Source organism: Micromonospora sp. NPDC050276 (genome assembly GCF_044459545.1).
Taxonomy (GTDB): Bacteria; Actinomycetota; Actinomycetes; order Mycobacteriales; family Micromonosporaceae; genus Micromonospora.
Genome location: NZ_JBITJA010000013.1, coordinates 26,648 through 53,223, shown reverse-complemented (window position 1 = coordinate 53,223; position 26,576 = coordinate 26,648). Strand labels below are relative to the sequence as shown.

Here is a 26,576-nt window from a genome sequence, read left to right as displayed (position 1 = left end):
CCCCACCCCACCCCCCACCCGGGCCCTCTTTCGCCTCGTTGATCAAGAGGTTTGCGTCATCCCGCGCGAGATTTCTGACGCAAATCTCTTGATCACCGCCGGTAGGTGGGGTGGGTAGGTGGGGTGGGGGCGCGGGGGGTGGGTTAGGGGGTTCGGACTGCTTCTAGGGCTAGCAGGGCTACGTGGAGGGACAGGGTCGCCTCTACGGAGTCGAGGTCCACGTCGAGGATGCGGGCGATGCGGGCCAGGCGTTCGTAGAAAGCCGGCCGGGACAGGTGGGCCGCGGCCGCGCCGGCGGACTTGTTGCGCCCCTGCTCCAGGTACGCGCGCAGGGTGTCGAGCAGTTGCTCCCGAGGGTGCCCGGCGTCGTACTCCAGCAGGGCGCCGAGTTCACGCTCCACGAACGTCTGCAGGCGGGGCTCGTCGCGCAGCAGATGCAGCAGCCCGGCCAGACCGACGTGTGGCAGCCGGAAGATCGGCAGGTCACGCCGGTCCCGTCGGGCCGCCTCGGCGATCTGCCGCGCCTCGACCAACGACCGTCGAGCCTCCCGCAGGGTGCTCACCCCGGACCCGGCGGCCACGATCACGCCGCCCGGGACGGCGCCCCGCACTCCCTCGACAGCCGCGCGAGTGGCCTCGACCACGAACCCCGTACGGGAGGCGTCCACGCCGGGGGCGGAACGAGGCGCGTCGGGGCCGGAGGCAACCCGAGCCGGCTCGACACCGGCTCCCGGCCGACCCGCGCCGGCCTCCAGGCGTACCCGTCGAAGTGCGCTGGCGAACGCGGACAGCGCACGGTCCTCGACGGCCGGGTCCGGCAGGGCCAGCAACGCGCCCACCGAGTTGTCGTCGACGGCGCTGGTCAACGCGGTCAGCTTCGCCTCCCGCAGGGCCTGGCCGACCGCCTCGGAGAGATCCCGTAGCCGGGCCTGGGCGGCCTCGGGTCCGACCTCCCCGGCGGGGTCGTCGGCGCGGTGCCGGACCATGACACCGACCAGGTGCCGCCGGTCGAGCAGCACGCCGAGCGCCTTGGCCCGCAGCGCCACCTCGTCCACCGGGCGGGAGTGGTCGAGCAGCGCGGTGAGCAGGGTGCGGTGGATCTGCCGTTCCAGGCCCTCGGCGTCGCGGCGGATCAGCCGGCCCAGCGCGAGGGTGGACGCGGCCCGCTCGATCAGGATGGTGAGCCGGGTGGGCGGGCCGGCTGTCGGTGCGATGGCCTGGGCGCTGGGCACGTCCCCGCTGGCCGGCCAGCGCAGCAGCAGCCGACCCCAGTCCTGCCCCCGCGCGCCGACGGTGGTCACCAGCCAGCCGCTGTCCGGGTCGTACGCGGTCCGCCCGGCCGGCCGGATCCGCCGGGAGTGCTGCTCCCAGCCGTCCAGCAGCAGTTCGGCGCTCTCACCGGCCGGGTCGTACCCGAGCACCTGCCGGGACAGGTTCTCCAGCACGACCGGGCAACCGGACAGCTCGGCGGCCTGGCGGATCACCTCGGTGGCCTCGGCGCCCTCGACGGACAGGTCGTTGAACCGCTGGTGGATCTCCTCGGTGGCGCGCAGCTCGGTGAGCTGCGCGTCGACGATCAGCGCGTGCACCGCCTCGGTGATCCGCACGAACGGGGTGGCCCGGCGCAGCTCCACCAGCGGCAGCCCGCGCCGCTCGGCGGCGGCGGCCATCACCCGGGGCACCCCGCTGACGTACCGGCGGCCCAGCTCGACGACGAGCCCGGAGACCCCGACGTCGGCGAGATCACCGATGAACGCGCGCAGCCCGGCGTCGTCCGCGGGTAGGCCGATGCCGGTGGTGAGCACCAGCTCGCCGCCGCCGAGCAGGGTGGCGATGTCCGGCACCTCGGCCACGTGCACCCAGCGGACGGGCCGGTCCAGCCCGTCGTCCCCGGCGACCACGCGCGGCGCACCATGGCGGACCGGGTCCAGGGCGAGGACCTCACGGACGGTAGGGAACACGGCCGACACGCTACCGTCCGTGACGCCGGAACTCGACTTGCCGCCGCTGACCGGGGTCAGCGGGGCTCAGTCGACGCCGAACTCCATCGCGGCGCGGTCGAGCGCAGCGTCCTCGGCCGAGGCGACGCCCCGGGAGGCGATGGCCTCCGCGCCACCCTGTGGCATCGCGCCGATCAGCCCGGTCGAGGCGGCCTGGGCAGCGCCGATCATCCGCTGCGGGTTGCCGCCGCCGACCAAACCGAGGGAGGCGTACTGCTCGAGCTTCGACCGCGAGTCGGCGATGTCGAGGTTGCGCATGGTGAGCTGGCCGATCCGGTCCGACGGGCCGAATGCCGAGTCCTCGGTACGCTCCATCGACAGCTTGTCGGGGTGGTAGCTGAACGACGGGCCGGTGGTGTCCAGGATCGAGTAGTCCTCGCCCCGGCGCAGCCGCAGCGTCACCTCGCCGGTGATCGCCGTGCCGACCCAGCGTTGCAACGACTCGCGCAGCATCAGCGCCTGCGGGTCCAGCCAGCGGCCCTCGTACATCAGCCGACCGAGGCGGCGGCCCTCGTTGTGGTAGTTCGCCAGGGTGTCCTCGTTGTGGATGGCGTTGACCAGCCGCTCGTACGCGGCGTGCAGCAGGGCCATCCCGGGCGCCTCGTAGATGCCCCGGCTCTTGGCCTCGATGATCCGGTTCTCGATCTGGTCCGACATGCCCAGGCCGTGCCGGCCGCCGATGGCGTTGGCCTCCAGCACCAGGTCGACGGCGCTGCCGAACTCCTTGCCGTTGATGGTGACCGGGCGGCCCTGGTCGAAGCCGACGGTGACGTCCTCGGTCGGGATCTCCACCGTCGGGTCCCAGAACCGGACGCCCATGATCGGGTTGACCGTCTCGATGCCGGTGTCGAGGTGCTCCAGGGTCTTCGCCTCGTGCGTGGCGCCCCAGATGTTGGCGTCGGTCGAGTACGCCTTCTCGGTGCTGTCCCGGTACGGCAGGCCGCGTTCGAGCAGCCACTCCGACATCTCCTTGCGCCCACCCAGTTCGGTGACGAAGGCGGTGTCGAGCCACGGCTTGTAGATGCGCAGCATCGGGTTGGCCAGCAGGCCGTACCGGTAGAACCGCTCGATGTCGTTGCCCTTGAAGGTCGAGCCGTCGCCCCAGATCTGGACGTCGTCGGCGACCATCGCCCGCACCAGCAGGGTGCCGGTCACGGCGCGGCCCAGCGGGGTGGTGTTGAAGTACGCCCGCCCGCCGGTGCGGATGTGGAAGGCGCCGCAGGTCAACGCGGCCAGACCCTCCTCCACCAGGGCGGCGCGGCAGTCGATCAGGCGGGCGACCTCGGCGCCGTAGCTGAGCGCACGGCCGGGCACCGAGGCGATGTCGGGCTCGTCGTACTGGCCGATGTCGGCGGTGTAGGCGCAGGGGATCGCGCCGTTGTCGCGCATCCACGCGACCGCGACCGAGGTGTCGAGGCCGCCGGAGAAGGCGATGCCGACACGTTCGCCGGTGGGCAGGGAGGTGAGAACCTTGGACACGGGGAAAATTATGCAATAGAACGCATGGCCATGCAAGCCGAAGCGACCTACTCGCCACCGAACGGCGGATCGTCGCGGCCCAGCTCCCAGAACGCCACCGCCGCGGCGGCCGCGACGTTCAACGAGTCGACGCCGCGGCGCATCGGAACGACCACCCGCACGTCGCTGGCGGCCTGGGCCGCCGCGGTGAGGCCGGGCCCCTCGGCGCCGAGCAGCAACGCCGCCCGCTCGCGCTGGGCCGGGGTCAACCGCTGGATCGGTACGGCGTCCGGCGCCGGCGTCATGGCGAGCACGGTGAAGCCGGCGTCCCGGACCTGGTCCAAGCCCTCGGGCCAGCGGTCGAGCTTCGCGTACGGCATCGCGAAGACCTCGCCCATGCTGACCCGGACGCTGCGCCGGTACAGCGGGTCGGCGCAGGACGGCGACAGCAGCACCGCGTCGATGCCGAGCGCGGCGGCGCCCCGGAAGACCGCACCGAGGTTGGTGTGGTTGTTGACGTCCTCCAGGATCACGACCCGGCGCGCGGCGGCGAGCACCTCGGCCGCCGTCGGCAGCGGGCGGCGGTGGAACGAGGCCAGCACCCCCCGGTGTACGTGGAAACCGGTGGCCCGTTGCAGCACGTCCTGCGTGGCGGCGTAGACCGGCGCGTCGCCGGTGTCCAGGTCGGCGAGCTGGTCGACCCGCTTGGCGTCGACCAGGTAGGACCGGGCCGGGTAGCCGGCGCGCAACGCCCGGCGCAGCACCAACTCCCCCTCGGCGATGAACAGGCCGTGCGGCGGCTCCCAACGGGTGCGCAGCTCGACGTCGGTAAGCGCCCGATAGTCGGCGATCCGGTCGTCGTCAGGGTCAGTGATCTGGTGAACGGGCACCGGACGATTCTGCCGGACGCGGGGCGTCGCGCTTGGACGCCGGTTCGACGGGGTGTTTTGTCCGAAGAAGAAGGGGAATGACCGGCGGAGCATCGGACTCGACCGGAAGGACCAGCCAGGTGAGCGCAGACCACACGGCGCCGGACGAAGCGGGCACCCTGCCCCGGCACCCGACCGTCGCGGACCACATCGTGTCACGACTGTTCAGCTGGGGCGTACACCGCTACTTCGGCTATCCCGGCGACGGCATCAACGGCCTCACCTCCGCCCTGCAACGCACCAACGAGCGGGCCCAGTTCATCCAGGTCCGCCACGAGGAGACCGCCGGTTTCGCCGCCTCCGCACACGTCAAGTACGGCGGTGGCCCGCTGGGCTGCGCGCTGGTCACCAGCGGGCCGGGCGCCATCCACCTACTCAACGGCCTGTACGACGCGAAACTCGACCACCAACCGGTGATCGCCCTGGTCGGGCACACCGCGACCACCGCCGAGGGCGGCGGCTACTACCAGGAGGTCGACCTCCTCGCCCTCTACAAGGACGTGGCCGCCGCGTTCCTGGCCCAACTCGACCACCCGGCGCAGGTGCGTCACCTGGTCGATCGGGCATGCCGTACGGCGCTGGCCCGGCGTACCGTCACCGCCCTGATCCTCCCCCTGGACATCCAGGACGAGCCGGCGATTCCGGACCCGCCGCACGCGCACGGCTACTACCACACCAGCAACGCGCCGAGCAGCACGCCGACCGTGCCACCGCCGGCGGACGTACGCCGGGCGGCCGAGGTGCTGCGCGGCGGGCAGCGGGTGGCGATGCTGGTCGGGCAGGGCGCGCTCGGCGCGCGCGACGAGGTCCGCGAGATCGCCGATCGGCTCGGGGCCGGTGTGGCCACCGCACTGCTCGGCTTCACCGCCGTCGACCACCGCGAGCCGTGGGTGACCGGCGCGATCGGGCTGCTCGGCACCCGACCGAGCTGGCAGCTGATGAGCGGCTGCGACCGACTGCTGATCGTGGGCAGCAACATGCCGTACTCGGAGTTCTACCCGCCACCCGGGCAGGCCCGCGCGGTGCAGATCGACCTGGACGGCACCCAGCTCGGGCTGCGGTACCCGACCGAGGTGAACCTGACCGGCGACGCCCGCCCCACCCTGCGGGCGTTGCTGGACGAGCTGGGCCCCGGCCCCGGGCCGACCGCCTGGCGGGCGGAGGTCGCCGAGGCCACCTCCGCGTGGCGTCGGGCGCAACGCGACCTGGCCGCGCAGGACGGCGACCCGGTCAACCCACAGTTGCTCTTCCACACCCTCAGTGAGCGACTGCCCGACGATGTCATGCTCGCGGTCGACTGCGGCACCACCACCGCCTGGTACGCCCGACACATCCAGGTACGCCCCGGGATGCTGGCCAGCCTGTCCGGCACGCTGCTGTCCATGGGCGGCGCCATGCCGTACGCGCTGAGCGCCAAATTCGCGCACCCGGACCGGCCAATGGTCGCGTTGATCGGCGACGGCGCCATGCAGATGAACGGCGTCAACGAGCTGATCACCGTGGCCAAGTACTGGCGCAGCTGGGCCGACCCGCGATTCGTGGTGCTGGTGCTCAACAACCGGGACCTGGCGTTCGTCAGCTGGGAACAGCGCTCCACCGAGGGCACGCCGATGTTCCCGGACAGCCAGCAGCTGCCGGACATCGCCTACCACCAGTGGGCGGAGGTGCTCGGGCTGCGCGGCGAGTTGATCGACTCGCCGGACCAGATCCCGGACGTGTGGGACCGGGCGCTCGCCGCCGACCGGCCGGTGGTGATCAACGCCCTGGTCGACCCGGCCGAACTGATGCTGCCACCACACTTCACCGTCGAACAGGCCCGCAAGACCGCGGCGGCGGTACTGCGCGGCGACACCGACTGGGCCGGAATCGTCCGCCGCGGCCTACCGGCCACCCTGGCCAGCTACCGCCCCCGCCGCCGCGAACGCTGACCCCCTGTCCCGCTCAACCCCTCGCCCCCTCCCGCGATCTTGCACTTTCTGCTGCGACAAAAGCCGCAGAAGGGCACTAATCAGCAACCGAAAGTGCAAGATCGTGGGTGAGTTGGGTGGGGCGGGGTGGGGTGGGGGTTAGTCCCTGTCGCTCCGCTGCGCGAAGCGGCCCTAACCGGGAGGAAGTAGGTCTACTTCCGAGTTAGCCGCGGCGGTCGAGCCAGCGTTGGAGGGGTGAGCGGGGGTCCTCGGTGGTGGGTTGCTGGCGGTCGGGGACCGCTGGGCGCTCGACCGGGCGGTGCGGGTCGCCGGCCACCTCGTGGCTGGGCGCGGCGAACGCCTTCTCCGGCTGGCCCTTCACCGCGGTGGCGATGACCCGGGCCACCGCGTCGATCACCTTGGTCTGCACCGCCGACCCCACCGAGTCGCCCGGATCGTCCGGGTTGGCGGCGATCCCGGCTACCGCGACCTGCGGGGTGAAACCGACGAACGTCTCGGTGGAGTTCTGCTCCGAGCTACCCGTCTTGCCCGCCACCGGTCGGCCGTCGAGGATGTCGTTCACACCGGTGGCGGTGCCGCCGTTGCACTGCCCGAACGCCGACTGCTGGCCCACCGGGCAACGCGCCGCGTCGGTCGCGGCACGGGCGATGTCGGCGTCGAGAACGCGCTTGCAGGACGGCTGCCCGACCGGCACCTTCGCGCCGTCCGCGCCGGTCACCGAAACCACCGGCACCGGCGTGCAGTAGGTGCCCTCGGCGGCCACCGTGGCGTACGCGTTGGCCAGGTCCAGTGGGGTGGTGGCGGCCACGCCGAGGGTGAACGAGCCCCAGTCGGCGGCGTCGTTCTTCGCGAAGTCGGCGTCGGAGCGAGCCCGGAAGGTGATGCCGAGCCGCTGCGCCATCTGCACCACCTTGTCTTGGCCGACCTGCTCGGCCAACCAGACGAAATAGGTGTTCACCGAGCGGCCGAAGCCGTCCCACATCATCCGGTACCCGTCCATCCAGTCCGGGTTGGCGTTCGCCGGGCACCAGTGGCCGTCACAGCTGCCCGGGCCCTCGGCCGGGTATCGGGTGGGGAGCTTGGCGGGCGCGTCGAAGCCGGTGGAGAGGGTACGGCCCGATTCCAGCGCGGCGAGCATGGTGAACAGCTTGAACGTCGAACCCGCCTGGTAACCCGCGACGCTGGCCCCGCCGGAGATCAGCGGGTTGACGGTGTTCGGGTAGTTCGCCTGCCCGGCCGGGTTGTCGGCCAGGCTGTAGTGCCGGTTGACCGCCATCGCCAGCACCCGCCCGGTACCGGGCTGGACCGCCGCGATCGGCAGGGCGCGCTTGTTGTCGTACCCATAGACCTTGGTGGCCTGCTGTTGCGCGGTGGCCTGGACCTTCGGATCGAGCGACGTGATCACGGTGTAGCCACCCGAGCGCAGGGCCTGCTCGCGCTCCGCGACGGTGGCCCCGAAGGCCGGTTGGGTCAGCCACCACTGGCGCAGGTAGTCGCAGAAGTAACCCCAGTCGTCGTGCCCCTGCGCCACGGCGGTGCAGCCGTTGGGCTGCGCGGTGGGGTGCAGGCCCAGCGGCTCCGCCTTGGCCTGCGCGGCCTGCGCGGCGGTGATCGCGTTGGTGGCGACCATCGAGTCCAGCACGTACGACCGGCGGGCCAGCGCGTCGTCCTTGCTCCCGTCGATCGGGCTGTACGCGTCCGGGGACTGCACCAGACCGGCGAGCAGGGCCGACTCGCCCAGGGTCAACTGCGCCGGAGGCTTGCCGAAGTACCGCTGGCTGGCCGCCGCGATCCCGTACGCGCCGGAGCCGAAGTAGGCGATGTTCAGGTACCGGTCGAGGATCTCGTCCTTGCCGAGGCTCTTGTCCAGCGCACTCGCGTACCGGATCTCCTGGATTTTGCGGCCGACGGTGGGATCGGTGGCGGCGGCGCGCTCCTCGGCGGTGCGGGTGGGGTCGGTCTTGAGGACGTTACGGACGTACTGCATGGTCAGCGTCGAGCCGCCCTGCTCGGTGCCGCCGCCCTTGACGTTGGCCACCAGCGCCCGGGCCAGGCCACGCGGGTCCGCGCCACCGTGGTCGTAGAAGCGCCGGTCCTCAGCCGCCACGATCGCCTGCCGCATCACCGGGGCGATCTCCGACAACGGGACGTCGGTGCGGTTGACGTCGTAGAACGTGGTGATCAGCGTCTTGCCGTCGTTGGCGTAGAGGTACGAACGCTGCGGGGTGGCCGGGGTCTTCAGCGAGGCCGGCAACGCGGCGTACGACCCGAGCGCGGAGCGGGCGGTCAGCCCGAGCAGCAGATTGCCCGGCAGCGCGGCAACTGCCAGGACAAGCCCGGCCAACACGCCGGCGAGCAGCACGGTGAACAGCCGCGACAGCGGCGAGCGGGAGGCGGCCATGCTCCCCAGCATTGCCACAAAAACCGCCAACCGACCACCCCCGGGCCACGATTGTCACCAACTTCACGGCCCCCCACCAGCCAACCCCCACCAACCCCTCCCCTTCCCCGCCCAACCCCACCCCCATTGATCATGAAGTTATTGCCGCGACACGCCGAGCCCGAGCGCAATAACTTCATGATCAACGGGCGGGAGGTGGGGCCGGGTTAGGGAGTTGGGGTGTTGAGGCTGGCGGCGGCGGCGTCTCTGGCGGTTTCGCGGGGCATCAGGCGGCCGGAGCGGTAGCCGATGCCGATGCCGGCGATCAGTACGAAGATCGCGCCGAACGTCTGCAACGAGCCGATCAGGGCACCGCCGAGGCCGAGCAGCGGCGCGGCGATGATCAGCATGACCCCGTCGCCGAGGCTGAAGGTGCCCGAGCGGGCCACCGCCCACCCGGTGAGGAACCAGCCCGCGCTGTAGAACGTGGCGCCGAGCAGGACCAGCGACCGCGCGGTGGTGCCGAAGACCGGCGTCTGCTCTTCGAACCCGGCGAAGGGCAGCATCAACACGGTGCCGGCGATGCTGACCAGCAGCCCGGCGGCGGCCACTCGGCGGCTGCGGGTCGCGGCCAGCAGCCCGGTGAGGGCCAGCAGTGCGAGCAGGCCGAGCCAGATCGCCGCCACCCAGCCGATCAGATACACCGCCCGGCCGTCGGCCGGGTAGGGGTCGTTGCCCACCCCTCCGTCGCTGGCCATCGCCACCGCGCCGTAGAGGATGGCGTACGCCGGCAGCAGCCAGACCGCCGCCCGCGCGAACCGACGCACCGACCAGGCCCAACTGGCGTTCGTGGCCGGGGCGCCCGGGGTCGGCTCGCCGACGAAGGGCAGTACGCCGAACCCGCCACCGCTGCGCCGGGAGCCCAGTGGGGCGACCGGGTCGTGCGCGCCGGGCACCGGGGCCGAGGACCACATCCGATTCGCCGGATCCTTCATGCGTCACCTCGCTCGTCGTCGAGCGGTGCACCGACGCGCCGGGGCGCCCCGATTGCCTGGTCACCACCCGTCCTAGGACCGATCGTGGCAGGCGTCGGAGCGCCCCATGAGTCTTTCTCGTATTTACGACGCCCAGCCGTCGCCCGGGGGTCAGCCGCGCTCGCGCTGGTCCGCCGGGTCCTCGACGAGGCTGGTCGGCGACACCGGCTCCGGTGCGGGCAGCCCCTTCGGCCCCTTGCCGCCGGTGGCCTGCGCCTCGGCGACGCGTACCTCGTCATGGATCTGCTGGGCGGCGTCCGCCGCGGCCTGCGCCGCCTCCGCGGCCTCGCGCTCGACCTGGCTCGCCTGGTCCGCGGCCTCCGGTGCGGGCAGATCCCCCACCATCTGGCTCAGCCCACCGAGCGCGCCACCCATCCCCTCCAGGGCCTTGGTCAGCTCGGCCGGGACGATCCAGACCTTGTTGGCGCTGCCCTGGGCGATCTGCGGCAGAGCCTGCAGGTACTGGTAGGCGAGCACCTTCTGGCTCGGGTTGGCCTGGTGGATCGCGTCGAAAACCGTCCGGATCGCCTTCGCCTGACCCTCGGCCTGCAGGATCCGGGCCTGCCGGTCACCGTCGGCCCGCAGCACCGCCGACTGCTTGTCACCCTCGGCGGTGAGGATCACCGACTGCTTGTGCCCCTCGGCGGTCAGGATCGCCGCACGGCGGTCCCGCTCGGCGCGCATCTGCTTCTCCATCGAGTCGCGGATGCTGGCCGGCGGCTCGATCGCCTTGATCTCGACCCGGGTCACCTTGATGCCCCAGCGGCCGGTGGTCTCGTCCAGCACACCTGAGAGGTGCCGGTTGATCTCGTCCCGGCTGGTCAGCGCCCGCTCCAGATCGAGCGAACCGATCACGTTACGCAACGTGGTGACGGTCAGCTGCTCGATGGCCTGGAGGAAGCTGGAGATCTCGTAGGTCGCCCGGACCGAGTCGACCACCTTGAAGTAGAGGACCGTGTCGATCGAGACCACCAGGTTGTCCGAGGTGATCACCGGCTGCGGCGGGAAGCTGACCACCTGCTCCCGCATGTCGACCTTGGTACGGACCGCGTCGATGAACGGCACCAGCAGGTTGAGGCCGGGGCTGAGGGTGCGCTTGTACTTGCCGAGCCGTTCCACCACGTCCTGACGCTGCTGCGGCACAATCCGCACAGCCTTGGCCAGCGTTATCACGGCGATCAACGCCACCGCGATCACCAGCACTCCGAATAACGGCATCCCGTTCACCCTCTCGCTTCCGGCAGCTCGCCGGCGGAAGAAACATCGTCCTGCCACACCAGGGCGGTCGCGCCCCGGACCTTTATCACCCGAACCCGTAGACCTGGCTCGTAAACCTGTGTCGCGTCGTACGACCGGGCGCTCCACAACTCACCGTCGACCTTGACGAGGCCGTGCTCGGCGTCCACCCGTTCCAGCACCAGCGCGCTGGAACCCTCGATCGCCTCCACCCCGAACGGCTGCTCGCCACTCTCCAGCGCGGATCGGCTGTGCCGGCGGATGACCGGTCGGACCACCACCAGACTCAACGCCGACACCACCGCGAAGACCAGCGCCTGCACCGCGACCGGGGCGCCCAGGGCGGCCGCACCGGCGGCGGCGAACGCACCGACCCCGAACATGATCAGAAATAGCGTCGTCGTGAAGATCTCGGCGACGGCCAACAGCACACCCAACACGATCCACACCACGGCGTCCACCCCCCAATCGTGACACGCAAATGCACGCGCGGCTTCTTCGCGAAGATCAGTAAGCTCGGCGAAGCCCTTTCCGGTTCGCCAAAACACCACGAATCGGCGGCCCGACCCGAGGAGATCCCGTTGACCCTGCTACCCGAGACCGCCCGACGGATCGACATCCGGGTCGCCCAGGCACAGGCCGACGGTCACGTTCCGTCGCTGGTGCTGGGCGTGGTCCGCGACGGCGCACTCGCGCACCTGGCCGTCGCCGGCGAAAACCCCCGCCCGGACGTCGACCTCCAGTACCGGGTGGGCTCGATCAGCAAGACGATGACCGCCACCCTGATCATGCAGTTACGCGACGCCGGGCGACTGGCCCTCGACGACCGGCTGGAGCAGCACCTGCCGGGCACCGGCGTGGGCGAGCTCACCCTGCGCCAACTGCTCAGCCACGCCAGCGGCATCCAACGCGAACCCGAGGGCGACTGGTGGGAGCGGGCCGCCGGCGTCGATCTGACCACCCTGCTCGCCGGGGTCAACGCCGACAAGATCGCTTACCCACCGCACCGCACGTACCACTACTCCAACCTGGCGTACGGGCTGCTCGGCGGGGTGCTCGAACGGCTCACCGGAACGAGCTGGGCCGACCTGCTCGACGAACGCATCCTCACCCCGCTGGGCCTGCGCCGCACCACCTACGCGGCCACCGAGCCGTACGCCCGCGGCTACGTCGTCCACCCCTGGCACGGCACGCTGCGCGAGGAACCCCGCACCGACACCGGTGCCATGGCCCCGGCCGGGCAGCTCTGGTCGACGATCGAGGACCTGGGCCGCTGGGCCGCGTTCCTGGCCGAACCCGACCCGTCGGTGCTGGCCACCGAGACCCTGACCGAGATGTGCTCCCCCATGGTGATCAGCGACCCCGACTCCTGGACCGGCGGGCACGGCCTGGGTCTGGAGCTCTACCGGGACGGCGAGCGCGTGTACGTCGGGCACGGCGGCTCGATGCCCGGGTACGTGGCCGCCCTCGTGGTGCACCGGCCCACCCGTACCGCCGTGGTCGGCTTCGCCAACTCGTACGGCTTCCCGATCACCGGGCTCGGCCGCCAACTCCTGACCACCGTGCTGGATGCCGAGCCGGCGTTCCCGCAGCCGTGGCGGCCGGCCACCACCGCGCCCGGCGAGGAGGTGGCCGAGCTGACCGGTCGCTGGTGGTGGATGGGCACTCCGCTGGACCTGCGCTGGGACGCGGGTGACCTGGTTGCCCATGTACGCGGGGAGAGGGTCAGCCGGTTCGTCGCCGAGGGGACGGACCGCTGGCGGGGACGTTCCGGCCCGGAGAACGGTGAGCTCCTGTCGGTGCTGCGCGACGACAGCGGACGGGTGCTGGCGGTCGACATCGCCACGTTCGTCTTCACCCGCAGCCCGGACGAGGCTCCCTGACCGCCGCCGGGCGGATCTGGCGGACAGGCGGTCAGGCGGGCTCGGTGACGAAGTCGATGAGACGTTCCATGGCATTGATCAGGGGTGTCTCCACGTCGGCGAAGCTGTTCACCCGGGACAGGATGTGCCGCCACATGTCGGCCGGCTCAGCTACCCCGAGGGCCGCGCAGACCCCCTCCTTCCACGGCCGCCCCGGCGGCACCACCGGCCAGGCCGCGATGCCCAACGCCGCCGGTTTGACCGCCTGCCACACGTCCACGTAAGGGTGCCCGGTCACCAGCACGTACGGCGAGTTCACCCGGGCGACGATCCGGCTCTCCTTGCTGCCCGGCACCAGGTGGTCGACCAGCACACCGAGTCGTCGGGTCGGACCGGGGCCGAAGTCGCGGACGTCGGCGTCGAGAGCGTCGATGCCGTCCAACGGCTCCACCACCACGCCCTCGATCCGGAGGTCGTCGCCCCAGATCCGCTCGACCAACGCGGCGTCGTGGATGCCCTCCACCCAGATCCGGCTGGCCTTCGCCACCTGTGCCCGGACGTTGTCCACGGCGACCGAACCGGACGCGGTCCGCCGACGGGCCGCCGGCACCGTCGCGCGGGTGGGGCGGCGCAGCGTCACCGGGCGTCCGTCGAGCAGGAACGCCGCCGGCAGCAACGGAAAGTTGCGCCGTTTACCGTGCCGGTCCTCCAACACCACCGCGCCGGCCTCGAAGCCCACCACCGCTCCGCAGAACCCGGAGTCGGCGTCCTCCACGACGAGGTCCGCCTCGGCGTCCACCTCGGGGGTGACCTTCCGCCGCCGCCAGTCGCCCGCCAACACGTCCTCGCCGTATCGCCCCGCCATGTCGAGCACGCTAACCCCGTCCCACGCCCACCCCGGCCCTCGACACACCGCCCGGCGCCCGCACCAACCACCGCAGGACCGCGTCTCCCCGGCACGGGGATTGGGGCGAACAGGGCAGTTGGGGGCAGGCCGGGCGACCGGAGCTGCAGTCGAGACAGGGCCGGTCGCGACCACGTACCCTTTCGGCATGTCCACCCCCGCAACGGGCGCGGTCACAGTCGCGCCGCGCCGGTCGAGCCGGTTCGTTGCCTGGGTGCGCGCGTGGCGCGCCGGATTGGTGCCGTTCGACGAGGTCGCCGACGCCATCGCCGGCGACGAGGAGCACCTCGTTGCGGACGCCCCCGGCACCTGGACCGACGTCCCGCTGGGCGCCGCGCTGCCCACTCTGGCCAAGCTCTCCCCGGACGAGATCCGCCTGGTGCTGCCCGCGCCGGGCGATCCCCGGGGGCTGCCCGGCCCCGGCGACTTCGCCGGTGCGGCGCTGATCACCGGCGAGGCGGTGGTCGCCGGCGGGCTCGGGTTGATTCCCGAGGTGCGAATGCACACCTCCGGCTCGGGGGACTGTTTCGAGACGGTGCTCTGGCGGGTCTACCCGTTGCCGGCCAACGCGCCCGCCGCCTCACTCTCGTTGCCCGGCGCCGCCGAGGCGGAGGCCGAGTTGGCCGCCGCACTGGCCGAGACGACCGCCGCGCTGACCCGTCTCGACGTGGCCCAGTGGCGGCCCGAGCTGGCCGGCGCGCTGGCCGCGCTGCGCCGCCCGGACGGCGCCACCGACCTGCCACCGGGCTTCGACCCGCGGGCCCGCCGGCTCTTCGCCCGGGCCGCCGTGCTCGACCGAGTGCTGGCTCTGGCCGGGCACGCCGCACCGGGTGGGGCGATCAACAACTACGAGGCGCAGCAACGGGACGCGGCCCTGCGGCCGCTCACCACGGCCTGCCGTCAGGCGCTGGTGGCCGCCTGCAACGCCCCACTGCGCCCCTGACGGGAGGCCACGATGACCGAGGCCCTGGTCGGTTGGATACTCGCCGCCGTCGAGGTCCTGCTCCTCGGTTGGGCGTTCGTGACGGTCCGGCGCAGGCACCGGCGCATGGCGGCCGGCGCCCGGCGTCAGTCGGTCAGATCTCGTCCAGCAGGTCCGCGACCGAGTTGACGATCCGGGACGGGCGGTACGGGTAGCGCTCCGCCTCGGTGCGGCTGCTGATCCCGGTGAGCACCAGGATGGTCTCCAGCCCAGCCTCCAGGCCACACAGGATGTCGGTGTCCATCCGGTCACCGATCATCGCGGTGCTCTCCGAGTGCGCGTTGATCGTGTTGAGCGCCGAGCGCATCATCATCGGGTTGGGCTTGCCGACGAAGTACGGCTCGACCCCGGTCGCCTTGGAGATCATGGCGGCGACCGAGCCGGCGGCGGGTAGCGCGCCTTCCACGGACGGGCCGGTGACGTCGGGGTTGGTGCAGATGAACCGGGCGCCGTCGTTGATCAGGCGGACGGCCTTGGTGATCGCCTCGAAGCTGTAGGTGCGGGTCTCGCCGAGCACCACGTAGTCGGGGGCGAAGTCGGTCAGCACGTAGCCGACGGCGTGCAGCGCCGTGGTCAGCCCGGCCTCACCGATGACGTACGCGGTGCCGCCCGGCCGCTGGTCGGCGAGGAACTGGCCGGTGGCCAGGGCGGAGGACCAGATGGACTCCTCCGGCACGTCCAGCCCCATCCGGCTGAGCCGGGCCGTCAGGTCCCGCGGGGTGTAGATCGAGTTGTTGGTCAGCACCAGAAAGGGCTTGCCGGAGGCGCGCATCCGGTTGATGAACTCCGGCGCGCCGGGCACCGGCTGGCCCTCGTGCACCAGCACGCCGTCCATGTCGGTCAGCCAACTCTGCACGGGCTTGCGGTCATGCATGATGATCCTCAGAGGTCAGGGGCGACGGGTCGGCACGCAACAGACGGTGGGGCAGGTGTCCCACCTGGGCAGTTCGCCCAGGCGGCGGCGCAGCTGCGCGCCGTCCGGGTCGGTCCGCTCGGTGACCAGTTCACGCACCATGGTCACGAAGCGCGGGTCGATGCCCGGGGTGGCGGCCCGGACGAAGTCCAGGCCGAGCTGCTTGGCCGTCTCCAGCGCTTCGGTGTCCAGGTCCCACACCACCTCCAGGTGGTCGGAGACGAACCCGATCGGGCTGACCACCACGGCGGTGGTGCCGCGCTGCGCGAGGGTGGCCAGGTGGTCGTTGATGTCCGGCTCCAGCCAGGGCACCTGCGGCGGGCCGGAACGGCTCTGCCAGACCAGGTCGTACGCCAGATCGGGGGCGGCGGCCGCAGCCACGAGCCGGGCGGTCTCGTGCAGCTGCGCCTCGTACCGGCCGCCGTGCGGGCCGGCGTTGGCCGCCATCGAGCTGGGGATGGAGTGGGCGGTGAAGACCAGCCGGGTGGTGTCCCGCAACGCCTGGTCGAGCTGGCCCAGGGCCGCCCGGACCGCGTCGACGTGCGGCTCGACGAAGCCGGGGTGGTCCCAGAACTGGCGCAGCTTCTCGATCACCGGGGCGTCCGGGCCGACGGCGGCACGGGCGGCGGCGATGTCCTCCTGGTACTGCCGGCAGGACGAGTAGCCGCCGTACGCGCTGGTGACGAAGGCCAGCGCCCGGGTGACCCCGTCGTCGCGCATCTGGGTCACGGTGTCGGCGAGCATCGGGTCCCAGTTGCGGTTGCCCCAGTAGATGGGCAGGTCGACACCGTGCGCGGCGAAGTCGGCGCGGACGGCGGCCAGCAGGTCCCGGCACTGCTGGTTGATCGGGGACACCCCACCGAAGTGCTGGTAGTGCTCGGCGACCTCGGCCAGCCGCTCGGGCGGCACCCCCCGGCCCCGGGTCACGTTCTGCAGGAACGGCATCACGTCCTCGGGCCGCTCCGGCCCGCCGAAGGACACCAGCACCACCGCGTCGTACGACATGGGGTCATTCTTGCCCCTCGGCCGGGACGCCCCGGCGACGCCCCCTGGTCCGGACGCGTAGATCACGCGAACGGCGACCAGGGAGCGTCGCGGTGCGGCGTCAGGAACCGATGGCGTGGTAGCCACCGTCGACGTGGACGATCTCGCCGGTGGTGGCCGGGAACCAGTCGGAGAGCAGCGCCAGGCACGCCCGCGCGGCGGGCTCCTGGTCGGTGAGGTTCCAGCCCAGCGGGGCACGCTCGGCCCAGGCGTCCTCGAACTGGTCGAAGCCGGGGATCGACTTCGCGGCGATGGTACGCAGCGGCCCGGCGGCGACCAGGTTGCTGCGGATGCCCTGCTTGCCCAGGTGCAGTGCCAGGTAGCGGGAGGCGGACTCCAGGCCGGCCTTCGCCACGCCCATCCAGTCGTAGACCGGCCACGCCTTCGTCGCGTCGAAGGTCAGGCCGACCACCGCGCCACCGGGCGACATCAGCGGCAGCGCCGCCATCGCGAGGGACTTGTACGAGAAGGTGGAGACGTGCAGGGCGGTCGCCACGTCCTCCCAGGGCGCGTCGAGGAAGCCACCCCCGAGGCAGCTCTGCGGGGCGAAGCCGATCGAGTGCACGACACCGTCGAGGCCGTCGACGTGCTCGCGGACCCGGTCGGCGAGGCCGGCCAGGTGCTCGGTGTTGGTGACGTCCACCTCGATGACCGGCGCCGGCTCGGGCAGCCGCTTGGCGATCCGCTCGACCAGGGAGAGCCGGCCGTAGCCGGTGAGCACGACCTGCGCGCCATTTTCCTGAGCGAGCTTCGCCACCGAGAAGGCGATCGAGGCGTCGGTGATGACACCGGTGACGAGCAGCCGCTTACCGGCGAGCAGTCCGGACATCGCAGATTTCCTCCGTAGTCAAAAGGGTTAGTGGCCCATGCCGAGGCCGCCGTCGACCGGGATGACGGCGCCGGAGACGTACCCGGCGCTGTCCGAGGCCAGCCAGGTGACCACGGCGGCGACCTCGTCCGGGCTGGCCATCCGGCCGGCCGGGATGGACTTGAGGATCTCCGCCTTGCGGTCGTCGGAGAGGCCGGCGGTCATGTCGGTGTCGATGAAGCCGGGCGCCACCACGTTCGCGGTGATGTTGCGGCTGCCCAGCTCCCGGGTGATCGAGCGGGCGACGCCGACCAGGCCGGCCTTGCTGGCGGCGTAGTTGACCTGCCCGGCTCCGCCGGCGAGGCCGACCACCGAGGAGATGAAGATCATGCGACCCCACTTGGCGCGGAGCATCTTGCCGGAGGCCCGCTTCGCGACCCGGAACGCGCCGGTGAGGTTGGTGTCCAGCACGTCGGTGAACTGCTCCTCGGACATCCGCAGCAGCAGCGTGTCGGCGGTCATGCCGGCGTTGGCGACGATCACCTCGACCGGCCCCAGCTCGGCCTCGACGGCGGTGAACGCGGCGTCGATCGAGGCGGCGTCGGTGACGTCGGCGCGTACGCCGAACAGCCCGTCGGGTGCCTCGCCGCTGCGGTGGGTGACCGCCACCCGGTCGCCCTGCTTGGCGAAGGCCTGCGCGATGGCCAGGCCGATTCCCCGGTTGCCCCCGGTCACCAGCACGGTACGGGCCACTGTTCCCCCTTGCGAATGGTCAGCACGGACGCGTCGGAGCCTAGGCGTTACCGGTAGGTAAGCGCTAACGGGAGTCGCGTCACACCGGGGTACGACACGGGGATCAACCCCTGGTGGCACGCCTCGTGGCGGGGTCGGCCCGTAGCCTCCCGGTGGTGAACCGGCAACCGATCGCCACGGCCCGGCGGGCCCTGCGGCAGACCCTGCTGGGCCCGGACGCCCCGGTCGAACGGCCGCTGCTGACCCGTTGGCCCGCGCTGGCCCCGTACGCCGCACCGGTCGGGCTGCTCGCCGCGCTCGGCCTCTTCCTGATCACGCTGACCGTGGAGAGCGAGTGGGGCCTACCGCTGCCGGTAGCGGTGCTGTTCGCAGCGATGACCGTGGCACCGCTGCTGGCGCTGCCCCGGCGTCCGCTGCTGGCCTGGCGGCTGACGGTGCTGGCCCTGCTGATCTGCACGTTCAACGCGCCGGCCGACCAGTCCTGGCCGTGGACGCCGCCGCTGGCGCTCGGGTCGGTCGCGGTGGTCGCGGTGGTCGTCGCGCGGGTCGACCGGCCGGTGCTGCTCTGGGTGGTGACGATCACCACGGTGCCGGTGTTCTACCTGGTGCACTCCGACAACTGGGTCCCGATCCTGCTGCTGCTCGGCGCGCTGGCGATCGTCGGCGACCTGATCCGGCGCAACCGGCTGTCCCGACACGCGCTCGCCGCGCAGACCGAGCTGAGCGAACGGGAGCAGGAGCGCCGCGCGGTGCTGGAGGAACGCACCCGGATCGCCCGGGAGCTGCACGACGTGGTGGCCCACCACATGTCGCTGATCGCGGTGCAGGCGGAGACCGCGCCGTACCGGCTGACGGACGTGCCGGCCCCGGCAGCCGCGGAGTTCGTCGCCATCGCCGCGTCGGCCCGTGACGCACTGACCGACATGCGGCGGCTCTTGGGGGTGCTGCGCAGTGACACGACCGGGCCGCAGACCGCACCGCAACCGGACCTGACCGACCTGGGGGCGATGGTGGACGCGGCCCGGCGGGCCGGGCTGTCGGTGACGCTGGACGTCGGGCCGGTCGACGACGACCGGGTGCCCGCGCCGGTCGGGCTGGCCGCGTACCGCATCGTGCAGGAGGGCCTGGCCAACGCGGCCCGCCACGCGGCCGGCGCCGCGGTGCACGTCACGGTCCGCGTCGGTCCGTCCGGCCTGGGGGTACGCGTGCAGAACGCGCGACCCGCCGAGGCGAACTCCCGGCCGGGCGAGGCGGGCGCCGGGCATGGGCTGACCGGTATGCGGGAGCGGGCCACCTCGCTGGGCGGTACGTTCACCGCCGGGCCGCTGCCCGACGGGGGTTACGCGGTGACGGCCGAGTTGCCGTACGAGGCGGAGGGCGGAGACGCATGATCAAAGTGCTGATCGCCGACGACCAGGCGATGGTCCGGCAGGGCTTCGGCGCGCTGCTCGCCGCCCAACCGGATCTGCTGGTGGTGGGCGACGCCGCCGACGGCGCGCAGGCTGTGGCCGCCGCCCGCCGGCTCGACCCGGACGTGGTGCTGATGGACGTGCGGATGCCGGTGATGGACGGCCTGGCGGCCACCCGCACGCTGCTCGGTGACCGGTCGGCCCAGCGACCCCGGGTGCTCATCCTCACCACCTTCGACCTGGACGACTACGTGTACGAGGCGCTGCGCGCCGGGGCCAGCGGGTTCCTGCTCAAGGACTCCCCGGCGGCCGACCTGGTGCAGGCGGTGCGGGTGGTGGCGGCCGGGGACGCGCTGCTCGCCCCGGCGGTCACCCGGCGACTGATCGCCGAGTTCGCGGCCCGTCCGGATCGCCGCCGCCCGCGCCCCACCGACCTGGCCGGGCTCACTCCACGCGAGACCGAGGTGCTGCGGTTGATCGCCCGGGGCCGCAACAACGCGGAGATCGCCGGTGACCTGGTGGTGGCCGAGCAGACCGTGAAGACGCACGTCGGGCGGATCCTGGCCAAGCTCGGTCTGCGCGACCGGGCGCAGGCCGTGGTGCTGGCGTACGAGACGGGTCTGGTGGCCGCCGGCGAGTAGCCCCGGGGAGCCAGTTCGCGAATGGCTCTGTGGGACGACGACCGTGCCCCGCCCGTGGACGCACTCTCCCTCCGGACGACATTCCGGAGGGAGAACGTGATGCGACGACGAGGTGCCAGCCGGGTGGCGGTGGCCGCGCTGCTCGGCGTGAACCTGGTCCTGCCGACCGAACCCGAGCCGGCCACGGCGGCGGGGTTCGTCGAGGCGTACCCCCAGATGGCGGCAGCGATGCGCGCGGCCGGCCCCCCGTACGCGGACTGGGCGGCCCACGGACGCCGGTTTTTGCTGTTCGACGCGCGCGGCGACGGCCGCGCGGTCGAGGTGCTCGGCGACCTGGCCGACGCGGACCGGATAGCGGTGCTGGTGCCGGGGGTCGGGAGCACGCTCGCCGACTTCGACCGGGGGTTGGGCGGGGTGGCCCGGCGGGCGCCGGCGGTGCAGGCCGGGCAGCTCTACCGGGAGGTGCGGGCGACCGACCCGGCGGCGCAGGTCGCGGTGCTGGCCTGGCTCGGCTACGACCCGCCCGACGGGGTGTTGACCGCCGCCGGCGGCGTCAGCGCCCGACGTGGTGCGGCCGGGCTCGCCACGCTGCTGCGGGAGCTGGCCGGGCGGCGGCCGTCGGCGACGATCACGCTGGTCGGGCACAGCTACGGGGCGCTGGTGGTGTCGCTGGCGGCGGCCGACGCCCCGACCCAGGTCACCGACGTGGTCAGCCTCGGCGGTGTGGGCGCCGGGGTGCAGCGCGCCGACGACCTGCCCGGCGGGCGGCGGTTCTGGGCGGCCGAGGCGCCCACCGACTGGATCCGCCGGGTGCCACCGGTGCGGTTGCCCGGCCTGGGCTTCGGCCGTCGCCCCGGCGACCCGGCGTTCGGCGCTCGGCCGCTGCCGGTGGGTGGGGTGGCGGGGCACGACGGCTACCTCGCGCCGGGCAGCTCCGCGCTGGTCGCGGTGGCGGCGGTCGTGCTGGGCCGCGTCGACGCCGACCGGATCGGGGACGCCCGGTGAGCCGGGACCGGGCCGTCGACGCGCTGCGGGCGTACGCCATCGGCGGGGTGGTGCTGGGGCACTGGCTGGTCACCGGGTTGGTGCTGAACGGCGACGGTGGGCTGCACCAGGCCAGCCCGCTCACCGCCCTGCCCGGCCTGGCCCCGGTGACCTGGGTGTTGCAGACGCTCGGGCTGTTCTTCTTCACTGCCGGGTTCGGCTCGACCCGGTCGCTGGCCCACCATCGGGGCGGCTCCGGCGGCTGGTTGGCCGGTCGGCTGCGTCGGCTGCTGCTGCCCGCGGTGGCGCTGCTCGGGGTGGGCGCCGCCGTGCTGCTGGCGGCCACCGTCATCGGCACCTCGGACGACACACTCGCCGTCGCGCTGCGGCTCGCGGTCAGCCCGTTGTGGTTCCTGCTACCGCTGGTCCTCCTGGTCGCGCTGACCGGCCCGCTGCGTGCCGCCGTACGCCGGTGGGGGGTGGCGCGCTGCGGGGCACCGGCGGTGGCCGTGGTCGGCGCGGCCGACCTGATCGTCCGCCTGCTGCCGGCCGGCACCGACCTGCCACCGGTCACCGTGCTGGCGGCCTGGTCGGTGCCGTACCTGCTGGGCGTGGCGCACGCCGATGGGCGGCTGACCGGCCGGCGGGCCGGCGGCGGAGTGGCGGCCGGTGGGGCGGTCGCGCTGGCGGTGCTGCTGGCGCTGGGCTACCCGGTGAGTGCGGTCGGCGTGCCCGGGGCCGGGGTGTCCAACCTGAACCCGCCATCGCTGCTGGTCGTGGCGTTGGCGGTCACCCAGGTCGGGCTGGGGTTGCTCGCGCGGCCGGCGCTGCAGCGGCTGCTGACCCGGCCGCTGCCGGGCCGAGCGGTGACCGAGGTGAACCGCTTCGCGGTCCGGATCTACCTGTGGCACCAGCCGGTTCTGGTGGCGGTGACCGCGCTCACCGCCCGCAGCGGGCTGACCCTGCCCGGGTTGCACACCACCCCGGACGGCCCGGGTTGGGTGCTGGCGCGTTGCTGCTGGCTGCCGCTGCTGGCCGTGGTGCTGGTCACGGTCGTGCGGGTCGGTCAGCCGGGGGCGCCCCGCCGACCGGGCGGTGGAGGGGTCGCCGACCGGTCGGCCGAGTGCGCTCCGCCGGCACCGCAGGTGTACGATCATCAACGTTCCGGTCCGCCCGACTTGCAGGAGGTGATCGCTGTGCGAGATAGCGATCCTCCCAGTCGTGGCCGGGCCGATGGTCAGTCCCGCTGAGCCACGACTCAGTCTGGTGAGCTGACCCCGCTCCGCTCCCCCGCCACTTCGGCAGCTGCCGAGGTGAGTGTGCCGCGCCGCCCGAACCCGGGCGGTCGCCGGGAGCCGCCCGGTCACGACTTCGTGTGCGCGTCCCCACCCCCTGCGGTCCGCCCCCGCACGCGGACCGTCCAGCCGCCACCCGGAGCCGTCCATGAGCCGCTACGTCGCCCCGCTGGGCTTCACCCTCGCCGCCGTCTGGGTGGCCGTCGTCTTCGTCCTGGCCGGCGGCGGTCACTGACCGCCGCTGACCGGCGGCGGGCACTGCGCCGTGCTGGTGCCGGCGGCGATCACTGACCGCCGCCGGCCCAGCGGTCAGAGCATCCGGGACGACCAGAGCAGACTGAGCGCGCCGGCGCAGAGCGCCAGCAACAGCGCCACCCCGGCGTACCACTGGGTCACCTCACGCGGCTCGGTGCGGAACCCGATCGAGCTGCCCATGTCCTGGTAGACCTGCTTCAGCTCGCTCACCGAGGCCGCCTCGTAGAAGTAGCCCTCGGTGGTCTCGGCGAGCTCAGCGAGGGCCAACCGGTCCACCGGCACTCGCTGCAACTGCCCGCCGATGTCGACCTGGCCGGTGTCGGTGCCGAAGGCGATGGTGGAGACCGGCACGTTGGCGGCCTGCGCGGCCGCCGCCGCCTCCTCCACCGCCCGGCCCGAGGTGCGGAACCCGTCGGAGAGCAGCACGATCCGGGCCGGCGGAATGCCCGCCGCGCCGTCGGCCGGCACCGACCGGATCGCCTCCAGACAGGTGAACACCGCCTCGCCGGTCGCGGTCGCCTCGGCCAGCACCAGCCCGTCGACGGCGCTGGTCACCGCGTCCCGGTCCTTGCCCGGCGGCACCAACACGTTGGCCGCCTTGGCGAACGACACGAGACCCAGGTTGTAGCTCTCCGGTAGCTCACTAACGAACTGTTTGGCCGCCTCCTGGGCCGCCTCCAGTCGGTTCGGCGCCACGTCGTCGGCCTGCATCGACAGCGACACGTCGATGGCGAGCATCACGGTGGCCCGCTCCAGCGGCTCCTTGGTGTCCACCGCGGGCCGGGCCAGCGCGGTGGCCAGTACCAGCAGACAGAGCAGGAACGCGGTCGCCGGGACGTGCCGACGCCAGCCCAGGCCCTTCGGCGCCACCGTCCGCAGCAGGTCCACATTGGTGAACCGCATGGCGTACGCCCGGCGGTGCAGCTGCCGCCAGACGTAGAACGCGGCGAGGGCGAGCACCGGCAGCACGGCCAGCAGCCACCACGGTTGCAGAAAACGGATCATCGTGTCGTCCCCCGGGTACGCGCGTGCCGCTGCGCGGCCACGAATCGCACCATGTCCAGCAGCCAGTCTCGGTCGGTACGCAGACGCAGGTGGGCCGCGCCGGCGCCGCGCAGGGCGGCGGCGATCGTGGCCCGTTGGGCGGCAGCGGCGTCGGCGTAGCGCTGCCGCAGCCGTGGGTCGGCGGTCTGCACCTCGTGCAGTTCCCCGCTCTCTGGGTCGACCACCGGCAGTACGCCGACATCGGGCAGTTCCAGCTCGCGCGGGTCGACCACCTCGATCGCCAGCACGTCGTGGCGGACGCGCAGCTTGCGCATCGGCCGCGCCCACTGCTCGGCCGGCGCGAGGAAGTCCGAGACGACCACGGCCACCCCGCGACGGCGGGGTGGGCGGTTGAGCATCTCGATCAGGGCCCCCAGGTCACCACGGCCGGGCCGGATGGCGGTGCCGGCGACGGCACGCAGCAGGCCTTGCGCCTCCTTGCGACCGGAGCGGGCCGGCAGTCGGGTGAGCACCCCGGGCCCGGCCGGCGGGGTTCCGCCGCGCCAGCGTCGAGCGGGCGCGGACACCCCGCCGCCGGTGCCGATCACCGCGCCGATCCGGTTACCTCCGCGCACGGTCAGGTGGGTGATGGCGGCCGCGGCGGCCACCACGACCTCCCGCTTGAGCCACTGCCCGGTGCCGAAGTCCAGGCTGGCGGAGAGATCCAACGCGAGCCAGGTCTCCAGCTCCCGGTCGGCGACCGTACGCCGCACGTGCGGTGTGGTGGTCCGTGCCGTGACCGGCCAGTCCATCCGGCGTACGTCGTCGCCGGGCCGGTACTCCCGGGACTCCCCCGCCTCGCTGCCCGGTCCGGGCAGCAGGCCGGCGTAGTCGCCCTGGAGCAGACCGTCGAGCTTGCGGGTGACGAGGAGCTGAAGCCGGGACAGCACGGCCTCGCTGCGGTCGGCGAGGGGGGCGGGACGAGGGGTGGGTGAGGTCACGGCCGCTGCCCGGGCCAGCCAGCGCCCGGCGGCGGCGCCATCGACGACGGGGTGGCCTGCTGCCGGGGAGCGACCGCCGGGAGCGGAATGGTCGACATCACCCGCTGCACGATGTGGTCGGCGGGCACATCGTCGGCGAGCGCGTCGTAACTGAGCACCAACCGGTGCCGCAGGATGTCCGGCGCGATGTCCTGCACGTCCTGCGGCAGGGCGTAGTCACGCCCGCGTAGCAACGCCAGGGCGCGGGTGGCCCGGACCAGGCCCAGCGAGGCGCGCGGACTGGCCCCGTACTGGATCAGTTGCGCGACGTCGGGCATCCCGTGCTCGGCCGGGGCGCGGGTCGCCAGCACCAACCGGACCGCGTAGTCGACCAGGGCGTTGTGCACGAAGACCTGGTCCGCCTTGCGTTGCAGGGCGATCAGTTCGGGGGTGTCGAACACCGCGGTCGGCTCGGGCGCGGCCACGCCCATCCGGTAGACGATTTCCCGTTCCTCCGCGTCGGTCGGGTAGCCCACCACGATCTTCATGAGGAACCGGTCCCGCTGCGCCTCCGGCAGCGGGTAGACGCCCTCCTGCTCGATCGGGTTCTGGGTGGCCATCACCAGGAACGGGTCGGGCACCCGGTGGCTCTCCCCGCCGATCGACACCTGCCGCTCGCTCATCACCTCCAGCAGCGCGGACTGCACCTTCGCCGGAGCGCGGTTGATCTCGTCGGCGAGCAGGAAGTTGACGAAGACCGGGCCCAGCTCCACGTCGAACTTCTCGCTCGACTGCCGGTAGATCCGGGTGCCCATGATGTCGGCCGGCACCAGGTCCGGGGTGAACTGCACCCGGGCGAACGACCCGCCGACGACCTTGGCCAGGGTCTCCACCGCCAGGGTCTTGGCGACCCCGGGCACGCCTTCAAGCAGGCAGTGACCACGGGCGAGCAGCGCGACGAACATCCGTTCCACCATCCGGTCCTGCCCGACGATCACACGTTTGATCTCGAACAGCGCCTTCTCCAGCAGGGTGGCGTCCTGCGCGGGTGTGGTCAGCGGCGCGGGCGTCTGCGGTGCCGCTCCGTTCGGCGTCGGGGCGTCGGGCATGGTCGGCTGGGCCACCGGTCCTCCACAGCGTTTGTCGGTCGTCGCGGCTCGTGCGGTATCAAGACTCGCACGCCTTGCTGAGTGTCGAGGTGGGGAGAAGCCGATTTTCGCCGCGCCGTCCCCAGCAGCCGAATCGTGCAGCGCGGGTGTGCACATACCGGCCCGCCGCGTGTACGATTCACCCCGTCGCCGGGCGGCTCCCCCCGTGGTCGCCCGGCGCTCAAGCTCTCCGTCCCGCCGCCCTAGACTGGCCGGGATGAGCACCCCCTCCTCCTCCGCCGACGAGGCCCTGGTCTGTTCGGCCCGGGGCTGCCGGTCCACCGCCATTTGGGCGCTGGAGTGGAACAATCCGCGGCTGCACGACGCCGATCGGCGCAAGACCTGGTTGGCCTGCGCCGACCATCGGGGCAGCCTCGGTGACTTCCTGGAGGTTCGAGGCTTCCTGCGTGCCGTCACTGCGGTGCCCGGATCGCCTACGCTCGACCTGTGAGCGGCGACCCTCCGGCTTCCCCCGGCCCCACCTCCCCGTCCTGGCCGCCCACCCCGGCCACCGCACCCCCCGGCGTCGAGCCGCCGCCCGGCGCGTTCCCGGCGCCCGGCACGCTCGGCCCGGAGCCAGCCGCGCCGGATGTGTCGTCGCCCGCCCCGCTGCCACCGGGCGCGCTGCCGCCCGGCCATCGGCCGGCAA

Annotated in this window: 23 protein-coding genes; 8 read left to right on the top strand and 15 right to left on the bottom strand. The window is 72.6% G+C overall.

Annotated elements, in window-relative coordinates:
- Nucleotides 1-143: 143 nt before the first annotated feature.
- The 3 genes from ACIBF8_RS25205 to ACIBF8_RS25195 are packed head-to-tail and all read right to left on the bottom strand — an operon-like array spanning nucleotide 144 to nucleotide 4,441.
- Nucleotides 144-2,021 (bottom strand): PucR family transcriptional regulator, encoded by a 1,878-nt coding sequence (locus ACIBF8_RS25205; protein WP_396786235.1) that lies wholly within the window; start codon nucleotides 2,019-2,021, stop codon nucleotides 144-146.
- 6 nt (nucleotides 2,022-2,027) lie between these two features.
- Nucleotides 2,028-3,479, bottom strand: coding sequence for an argininosuccinate synthase (argG, locus tag ACIBF8_RS25200; protein ID WP_396786091.1), 1,452 nt, complete (start codon nucleotides 3,477-3,479; stop codon nucleotides 2,028-2,030).
- 47 nt (nucleotides 3,480-3,526) lie between these two features.
- A complete protein-coding gene (locus tag ACIBF8_RS25195; protein ID WP_396786090.1) occupies nucleotides 3,527-4,441 on the bottom strand; it encodes a TrmH family RNA methyltransferase in 915 nt (304 codons plus the stop codon).
- Between ACIBF8_RS25195 and ACIBF8_RS25190 the strand changes: the two genes are divergently transcribed.
- On the top strand, nucleotides 4,426-6,315 hold the full coding sequence (locus tag ACIBF8_RS25190; protein WP_396786089.1) for a thiamine pyrophosphate-requiring protein: 1,890 nt from the start codon (nucleotides 4,426-4,428) through the stop codon (nucleotides 6,313-6,315). The genes ACIBF8_RS25195 and ACIBF8_RS25190 overlap by 16 nt on opposite strands.
- A 202-nt stretch (nucleotides 6,316-6,517) precedes the next feature.
- On the opposite strand, the gene ACIBF8_RS25185 is transcribed toward ACIBF8_RS25190, so the two are convergent.
- The 4 genes from ACIBF8_RS25185 to ACIBF8_RS25170 all read right to left on the bottom strand — a co-directional run bounded on the left by ACIBF8_RS25185 (nucleotide 6,518) and on the right by ACIBF8_RS25170 (nucleotide 11,426).
- The gene (locus ACIBF8_RS25185; protein ID WP_396786088.1) at nucleotides 6,518-8,716 is read right to left on the bottom strand and encodes a transglycosylase domain-containing protein; all 2,199 of its coding nucleotides are present in this window, start codon (nucleotides 8,714-8,716) and stop codon (nucleotides 6,518-6,520) included.
- Nucleotides 8,717-8,922: 206 nt separating this feature from the next.
- Nucleotides 8,923-9,690, bottom strand: coding sequence for a hypothetical protein (locus tag ACIBF8_RS25180; RefSeq protein WP_396786087.1), 768 nt, complete (start codon nucleotides 9,688-9,690; stop codon nucleotides 8,923-8,925).
- 150 nt (nucleotides 9,691-9,840) lie between these two features.
- Complete coding sequence (locus ACIBF8_RS25175; RefSeq protein WP_396786086.1) at nucleotides 9,841-10,947, bottom strand: SPFH domain-containing protein; 1,107 nt, start codon at nucleotides 10,945-10,947, stop codon at nucleotides 9,841-9,843.
- Between the two features lie 5 nt (nucleotides 10,948-10,952).
- Complete coding sequence (locus ACIBF8_RS25170; RefSeq protein ID WP_396786084.1) at nucleotides 10,953-11,426, bottom strand: NfeD family protein; 474 nt, start codon at nucleotides 11,424-11,426, stop codon at nucleotides 10,953-10,955.
- Between the two features lie 120 nt (nucleotides 11,427-11,546).
- Between ACIBF8_RS25170 and ACIBF8_RS25165 the strand changes: the two genes are divergently transcribed.
- The gene (locus tag ACIBF8_RS25165) at nucleotides 11,547-12,848 is read left to right on the top strand and encodes a serine hydrolase domain-containing protein (protein WP_396786082.1); all 1,302 of its coding nucleotides are present in this window, start codon (nucleotides 11,547-11,549) and stop codon (nucleotides 12,846-12,848) included.
- Between the two features lie 31 nt (nucleotides 12,849-12,879).
- Here ACIBF8_RS25165 and ACIBF8_RS25160 read toward each other — a convergent pair whose 3' ends face one another.
- Complete coding sequence (locus tag ACIBF8_RS25160) at nucleotides 12,880-13,692, bottom strand: DUF3097 domain-containing protein (protein ID WP_396786080.1); 813 nt, start codon at nucleotides 13,690-13,692, stop codon at nucleotides 12,880-12,882.
- Between the two features lie 187 nt (nucleotides 13,693-13,879).
- On the opposite strand from ACIBF8_RS25160, the gene ACIBF8_RS25155 reads away from it, so the two are divergent.
- Nucleotides 13,880-14,674 carry a hypothetical protein gene (locus ACIBF8_RS25155; protein WP_396786078.1) on the top strand — a complete coding sequence of 265 codons (795 nt, stop codon included), beginning with the start codon at nucleotides 13,880-13,882 and terminating at the stop codon, nucleotides 14,672-14,674.
- 133 nt (nucleotides 14,675-14,807) lie between these two features.
- Here the strand turns inward: ACIBF8_RS25155 and ACIBF8_RS25150 are convergent, their stop codons facing one another.
- The 4 genes from ACIBF8_RS25150 to fabG all read right to left on the bottom strand — a co-directional run bounded on the left by ACIBF8_RS25150 (nucleotide 14,808) and on the right by fabG (nucleotide 18,231).
- On the bottom strand, nucleotides 14,808-15,587 hold the full coding sequence (locus ACIBF8_RS25150) for an HAD-IIA family hydrolase (RefSeq protein ID WP_088988620.1): 780 nt from the start codon (nucleotides 15,585-15,587) through the stop codon (nucleotides 14,808-14,810).
- A 15-nt stretch (nucleotides 15,588-15,602) separates the two neighbouring features.
- On the bottom strand, nucleotides 15,603-16,631 hold the full coding sequence (locus tag ACIBF8_RS25145; protein ID WP_396786076.1) for a ferrochelatase: 1,029 nt from the start codon (nucleotides 16,629-16,631) through the stop codon (nucleotides 15,603-15,605).
- Nucleotides 16,632-16,731: 100 nt separating this feature from the next.
- The gene (gene fabI / locus ACIBF8_RS25140) at nucleotides 16,732-17,499 is read right to left on the bottom strand and encodes an enoyl-ACP reductase FabI (RefSeq protein ID WP_130402568.1); all 768 of its coding nucleotides are present in this window, start codon (nucleotides 17,497-17,499) and stop codon (nucleotides 16,732-16,734) included.
- Nucleotides 17,500-17,526: 27 nt separating this feature from the next.
- Complete coding sequence (gene fabG / locus ACIBF8_RS25135; RefSeq protein ID WP_396786074.1) at nucleotides 17,527-18,231, bottom strand: 3-oxoacyl-ACP reductase FabG; 705 nt, start codon at nucleotides 18,229-18,231, stop codon at nucleotides 17,527-17,529.
- Between the two features lie 155 nt (nucleotides 18,232-18,386).
- Here fabG and ACIBF8_RS25130 point away from each other — a divergent pair, with 155 nt between their 5' ends.
- The 4 genes from ACIBF8_RS25130 (at nucleotide 18,387) to ACIBF8_RS25115 (ending at nucleotide 22,515) form a co-directional block, all read left to right on the top strand.
- Nucleotides 18,387-19,622, top strand: a complete 1,236-nt coding sequence (locus tag ACIBF8_RS25130; RefSeq protein WP_396786072.1) for a sensor histidine kinase — start codon at nucleotides 18,387-18,389, stop codon at nucleotides 19,620-19,622.
- Nucleotides 19,619-20,281 (top strand): response regulator, encoded by a 663-nt coding sequence (locus tag ACIBF8_RS25125; RefSeq protein WP_396786071.1) that lies wholly within the window; start codon nucleotides 19,619-19,621, stop codon nucleotides 20,279-20,281. The genes ACIBF8_RS25130 and ACIBF8_RS25125 overlap by 4 nt, the downstream gene beginning before the upstream one ends.
- Before the next feature lie 99 nt (nucleotides 20,282-20,380).
- The gene (locus tag ACIBF8_RS25120) at nucleotides 20,381-21,286 is read left to right on the top strand and encodes an alpha/beta hydrolase (protein WP_396786070.1); all 906 of its coding nucleotides are present in this window, start codon (nucleotides 20,381-20,383) and stop codon (nucleotides 21,284-21,286) included.
- Entirely contained in the window at nucleotides 21,283-22,515 is a 1,233-nt protein-coding gene (locus ACIBF8_RS25115) for an acyltransferase family protein (RefSeq protein WP_396786068.1), read from the top strand. The genes ACIBF8_RS25120 and ACIBF8_RS25115 overlap by 4 nt, the downstream gene beginning before the upstream one ends.
- Nucleotides 22,516-22,869: 354 nt before the next feature.
- Here the strand turns inward: ACIBF8_RS25115 and ACIBF8_RS25110 are convergent, their stop codons facing one another.
- Genes ACIBF8_RS25110 through ACIBF8_RS25100 form a run of 3 tightly spaced genes read right to left on the bottom strand, consistent with a single transcriptional unit; the run spans nucleotide 22,870 to nucleotide 25,903 of the window.
- The gene (locus ACIBF8_RS25110) at nucleotides 22,870-23,820 is read right to left on the bottom strand and encodes a VWA domain-containing protein (protein ID WP_396786067.1); all 951 of its coding nucleotides are present in this window, start codon (nucleotides 23,818-23,820) and stop codon (nucleotides 22,870-22,872) included.
- A complete protein-coding gene (locus ACIBF8_RS25105; RefSeq protein WP_396786233.1) occupies nucleotides 23,817-24,818 on the bottom strand; it encodes a DUF58 domain-containing protein in 1,002 nt (333 codons plus the stop codon). The genes ACIBF8_RS25110 and ACIBF8_RS25105 overlap by 4 nt, the downstream gene beginning before the upstream one ends.
- Complete coding sequence (locus ACIBF8_RS25100) at nucleotides 24,797-25,903, bottom strand: AAA family ATPase (protein ID WP_396786065.1); 1,107 nt, start codon at nucleotides 25,901-25,903, stop codon at nucleotides 24,797-24,799. The genes ACIBF8_RS25105 and ACIBF8_RS25100 overlap by 22 nt, the downstream gene beginning before the upstream one ends.
- A gap of 241 nt (nucleotides 25,904-26,144) precedes the next feature.
- Between ACIBF8_RS25100 and ACIBF8_RS25095 the strand changes: the two genes are divergently transcribed.
- On the top strand, nucleotides 26,145-26,378 hold the full coding sequence (locus ACIBF8_RS25095; RefSeq protein ID WP_396786063.1) for a hypothetical protein: 234 nt from the start codon (nucleotides 26,145-26,147) through the stop codon (nucleotides 26,376-26,378).
- Nucleotides 26,379-26,576 lie beyond the last annotated feature (198 nt).

Excerpts from the sequence above, each read along its gene's own strand:
- ACIBF8_RS25125 (WP_396786071.1), top strand. The coding sequence starts at position 19,619 with ATGATCAAAGTGCTGATCGCCGACGACCAGGCGATGGTCCGGCAGGGC.
- ACIBF8_RS25175 (WP_396786086.1), bottom strand. The coding sequence starts at position 10,947 with ATGCCGTTATTCGGAGTGCTGGTGATCGCGGTGGCGTTGATCGCCGTG.
- ACIBF8_RS25110 (WP_396786067.1), bottom strand. The coding sequence starts at position 23,820 with ATGATCCGTTTTCTGCAACCGTGGTGGCTGCTGGCCGTGCTGCCGGTG.
- ACIBF8_RS25120 (WP_396786070.1), top strand. The coding sequence starts at position 20,381 with ATGCGACGACGAGGTGCCAGCCGGGTGGCGGTGGCCGCGCTGCTCGGC.
- ACIBF8_RS25095 (WP_396786063.1), top strand. The coding sequence starts at position 26,145 with ATGAGCACCCCCTCCTCCTCCGCCGACGAGGCCCTGGTCTGTTCGGCC.
- ACIBF8_RS25185 (WP_396786088.1), bottom strand. The coding sequence starts at position 8,716 with ATGGCCGCCTCCCGCTCGCCGCTGTCGCGGCTGTTCACCGTGCTGCTC.
- ACIBF8_RS25145 (WP_396786076.1), bottom strand. The coding sequence starts at position 16,631 with ATGTCGTACGACGCGGTGGTGCTGGTGTCCTTCGGCGGGCCGGAGCGG.
- ACIBF8_RS25160 (WP_396786080.1), bottom strand. The coding sequence starts at position 13,692 with ATGGCGGGGCGATACGGCGAGGACGTGTTGGCGGGCGACTGGCGGCGG.
- ACIBF8_RS25190 (WP_396786089.1), top strand. The coding sequence starts at position 4,426 with ATGACCGGCGGAGCATCGGACTCGACCGGAAGGACCAGCCAGGTGAGC.
- ACIBF8_RS25150 (WP_088988620.1), bottom strand. The coding sequence starts at position 15,587 with ATGCATGACCGCAAGCCCGTGCAGAGTTGGCTGACCGACATGGACGGC.
- ACIBF8_RS25195 (WP_396786090.1), bottom strand. The coding sequence starts at position 4,441 with ATGCTCCGCCGGTCATTCCCCTTCTTCTTCGGACAAAACACCCCGTCG.
- ACIBF8_RS25155 (WP_396786078.1), top strand. The coding sequence starts at position 13,880 with ATGTCCACCCCCGCAACGGGCGCGGTCACAGTCGCGCCGCGCCGGTCG.
- ACIBF8_RS25180 (WP_396786087.1), bottom strand. The coding sequence starts at position 9,690 with ATGAAGGATCCGGCGAATCGGATGTGGTCCTCGGCCCCGGTGCCCGGC.
- fabI (WP_130402568.1), bottom strand. The coding sequence starts at position 17,499 with ATGTCCGGACTGCTCGCCGGTAAGCGGCTGCTCGTCACCGGTGTCATC.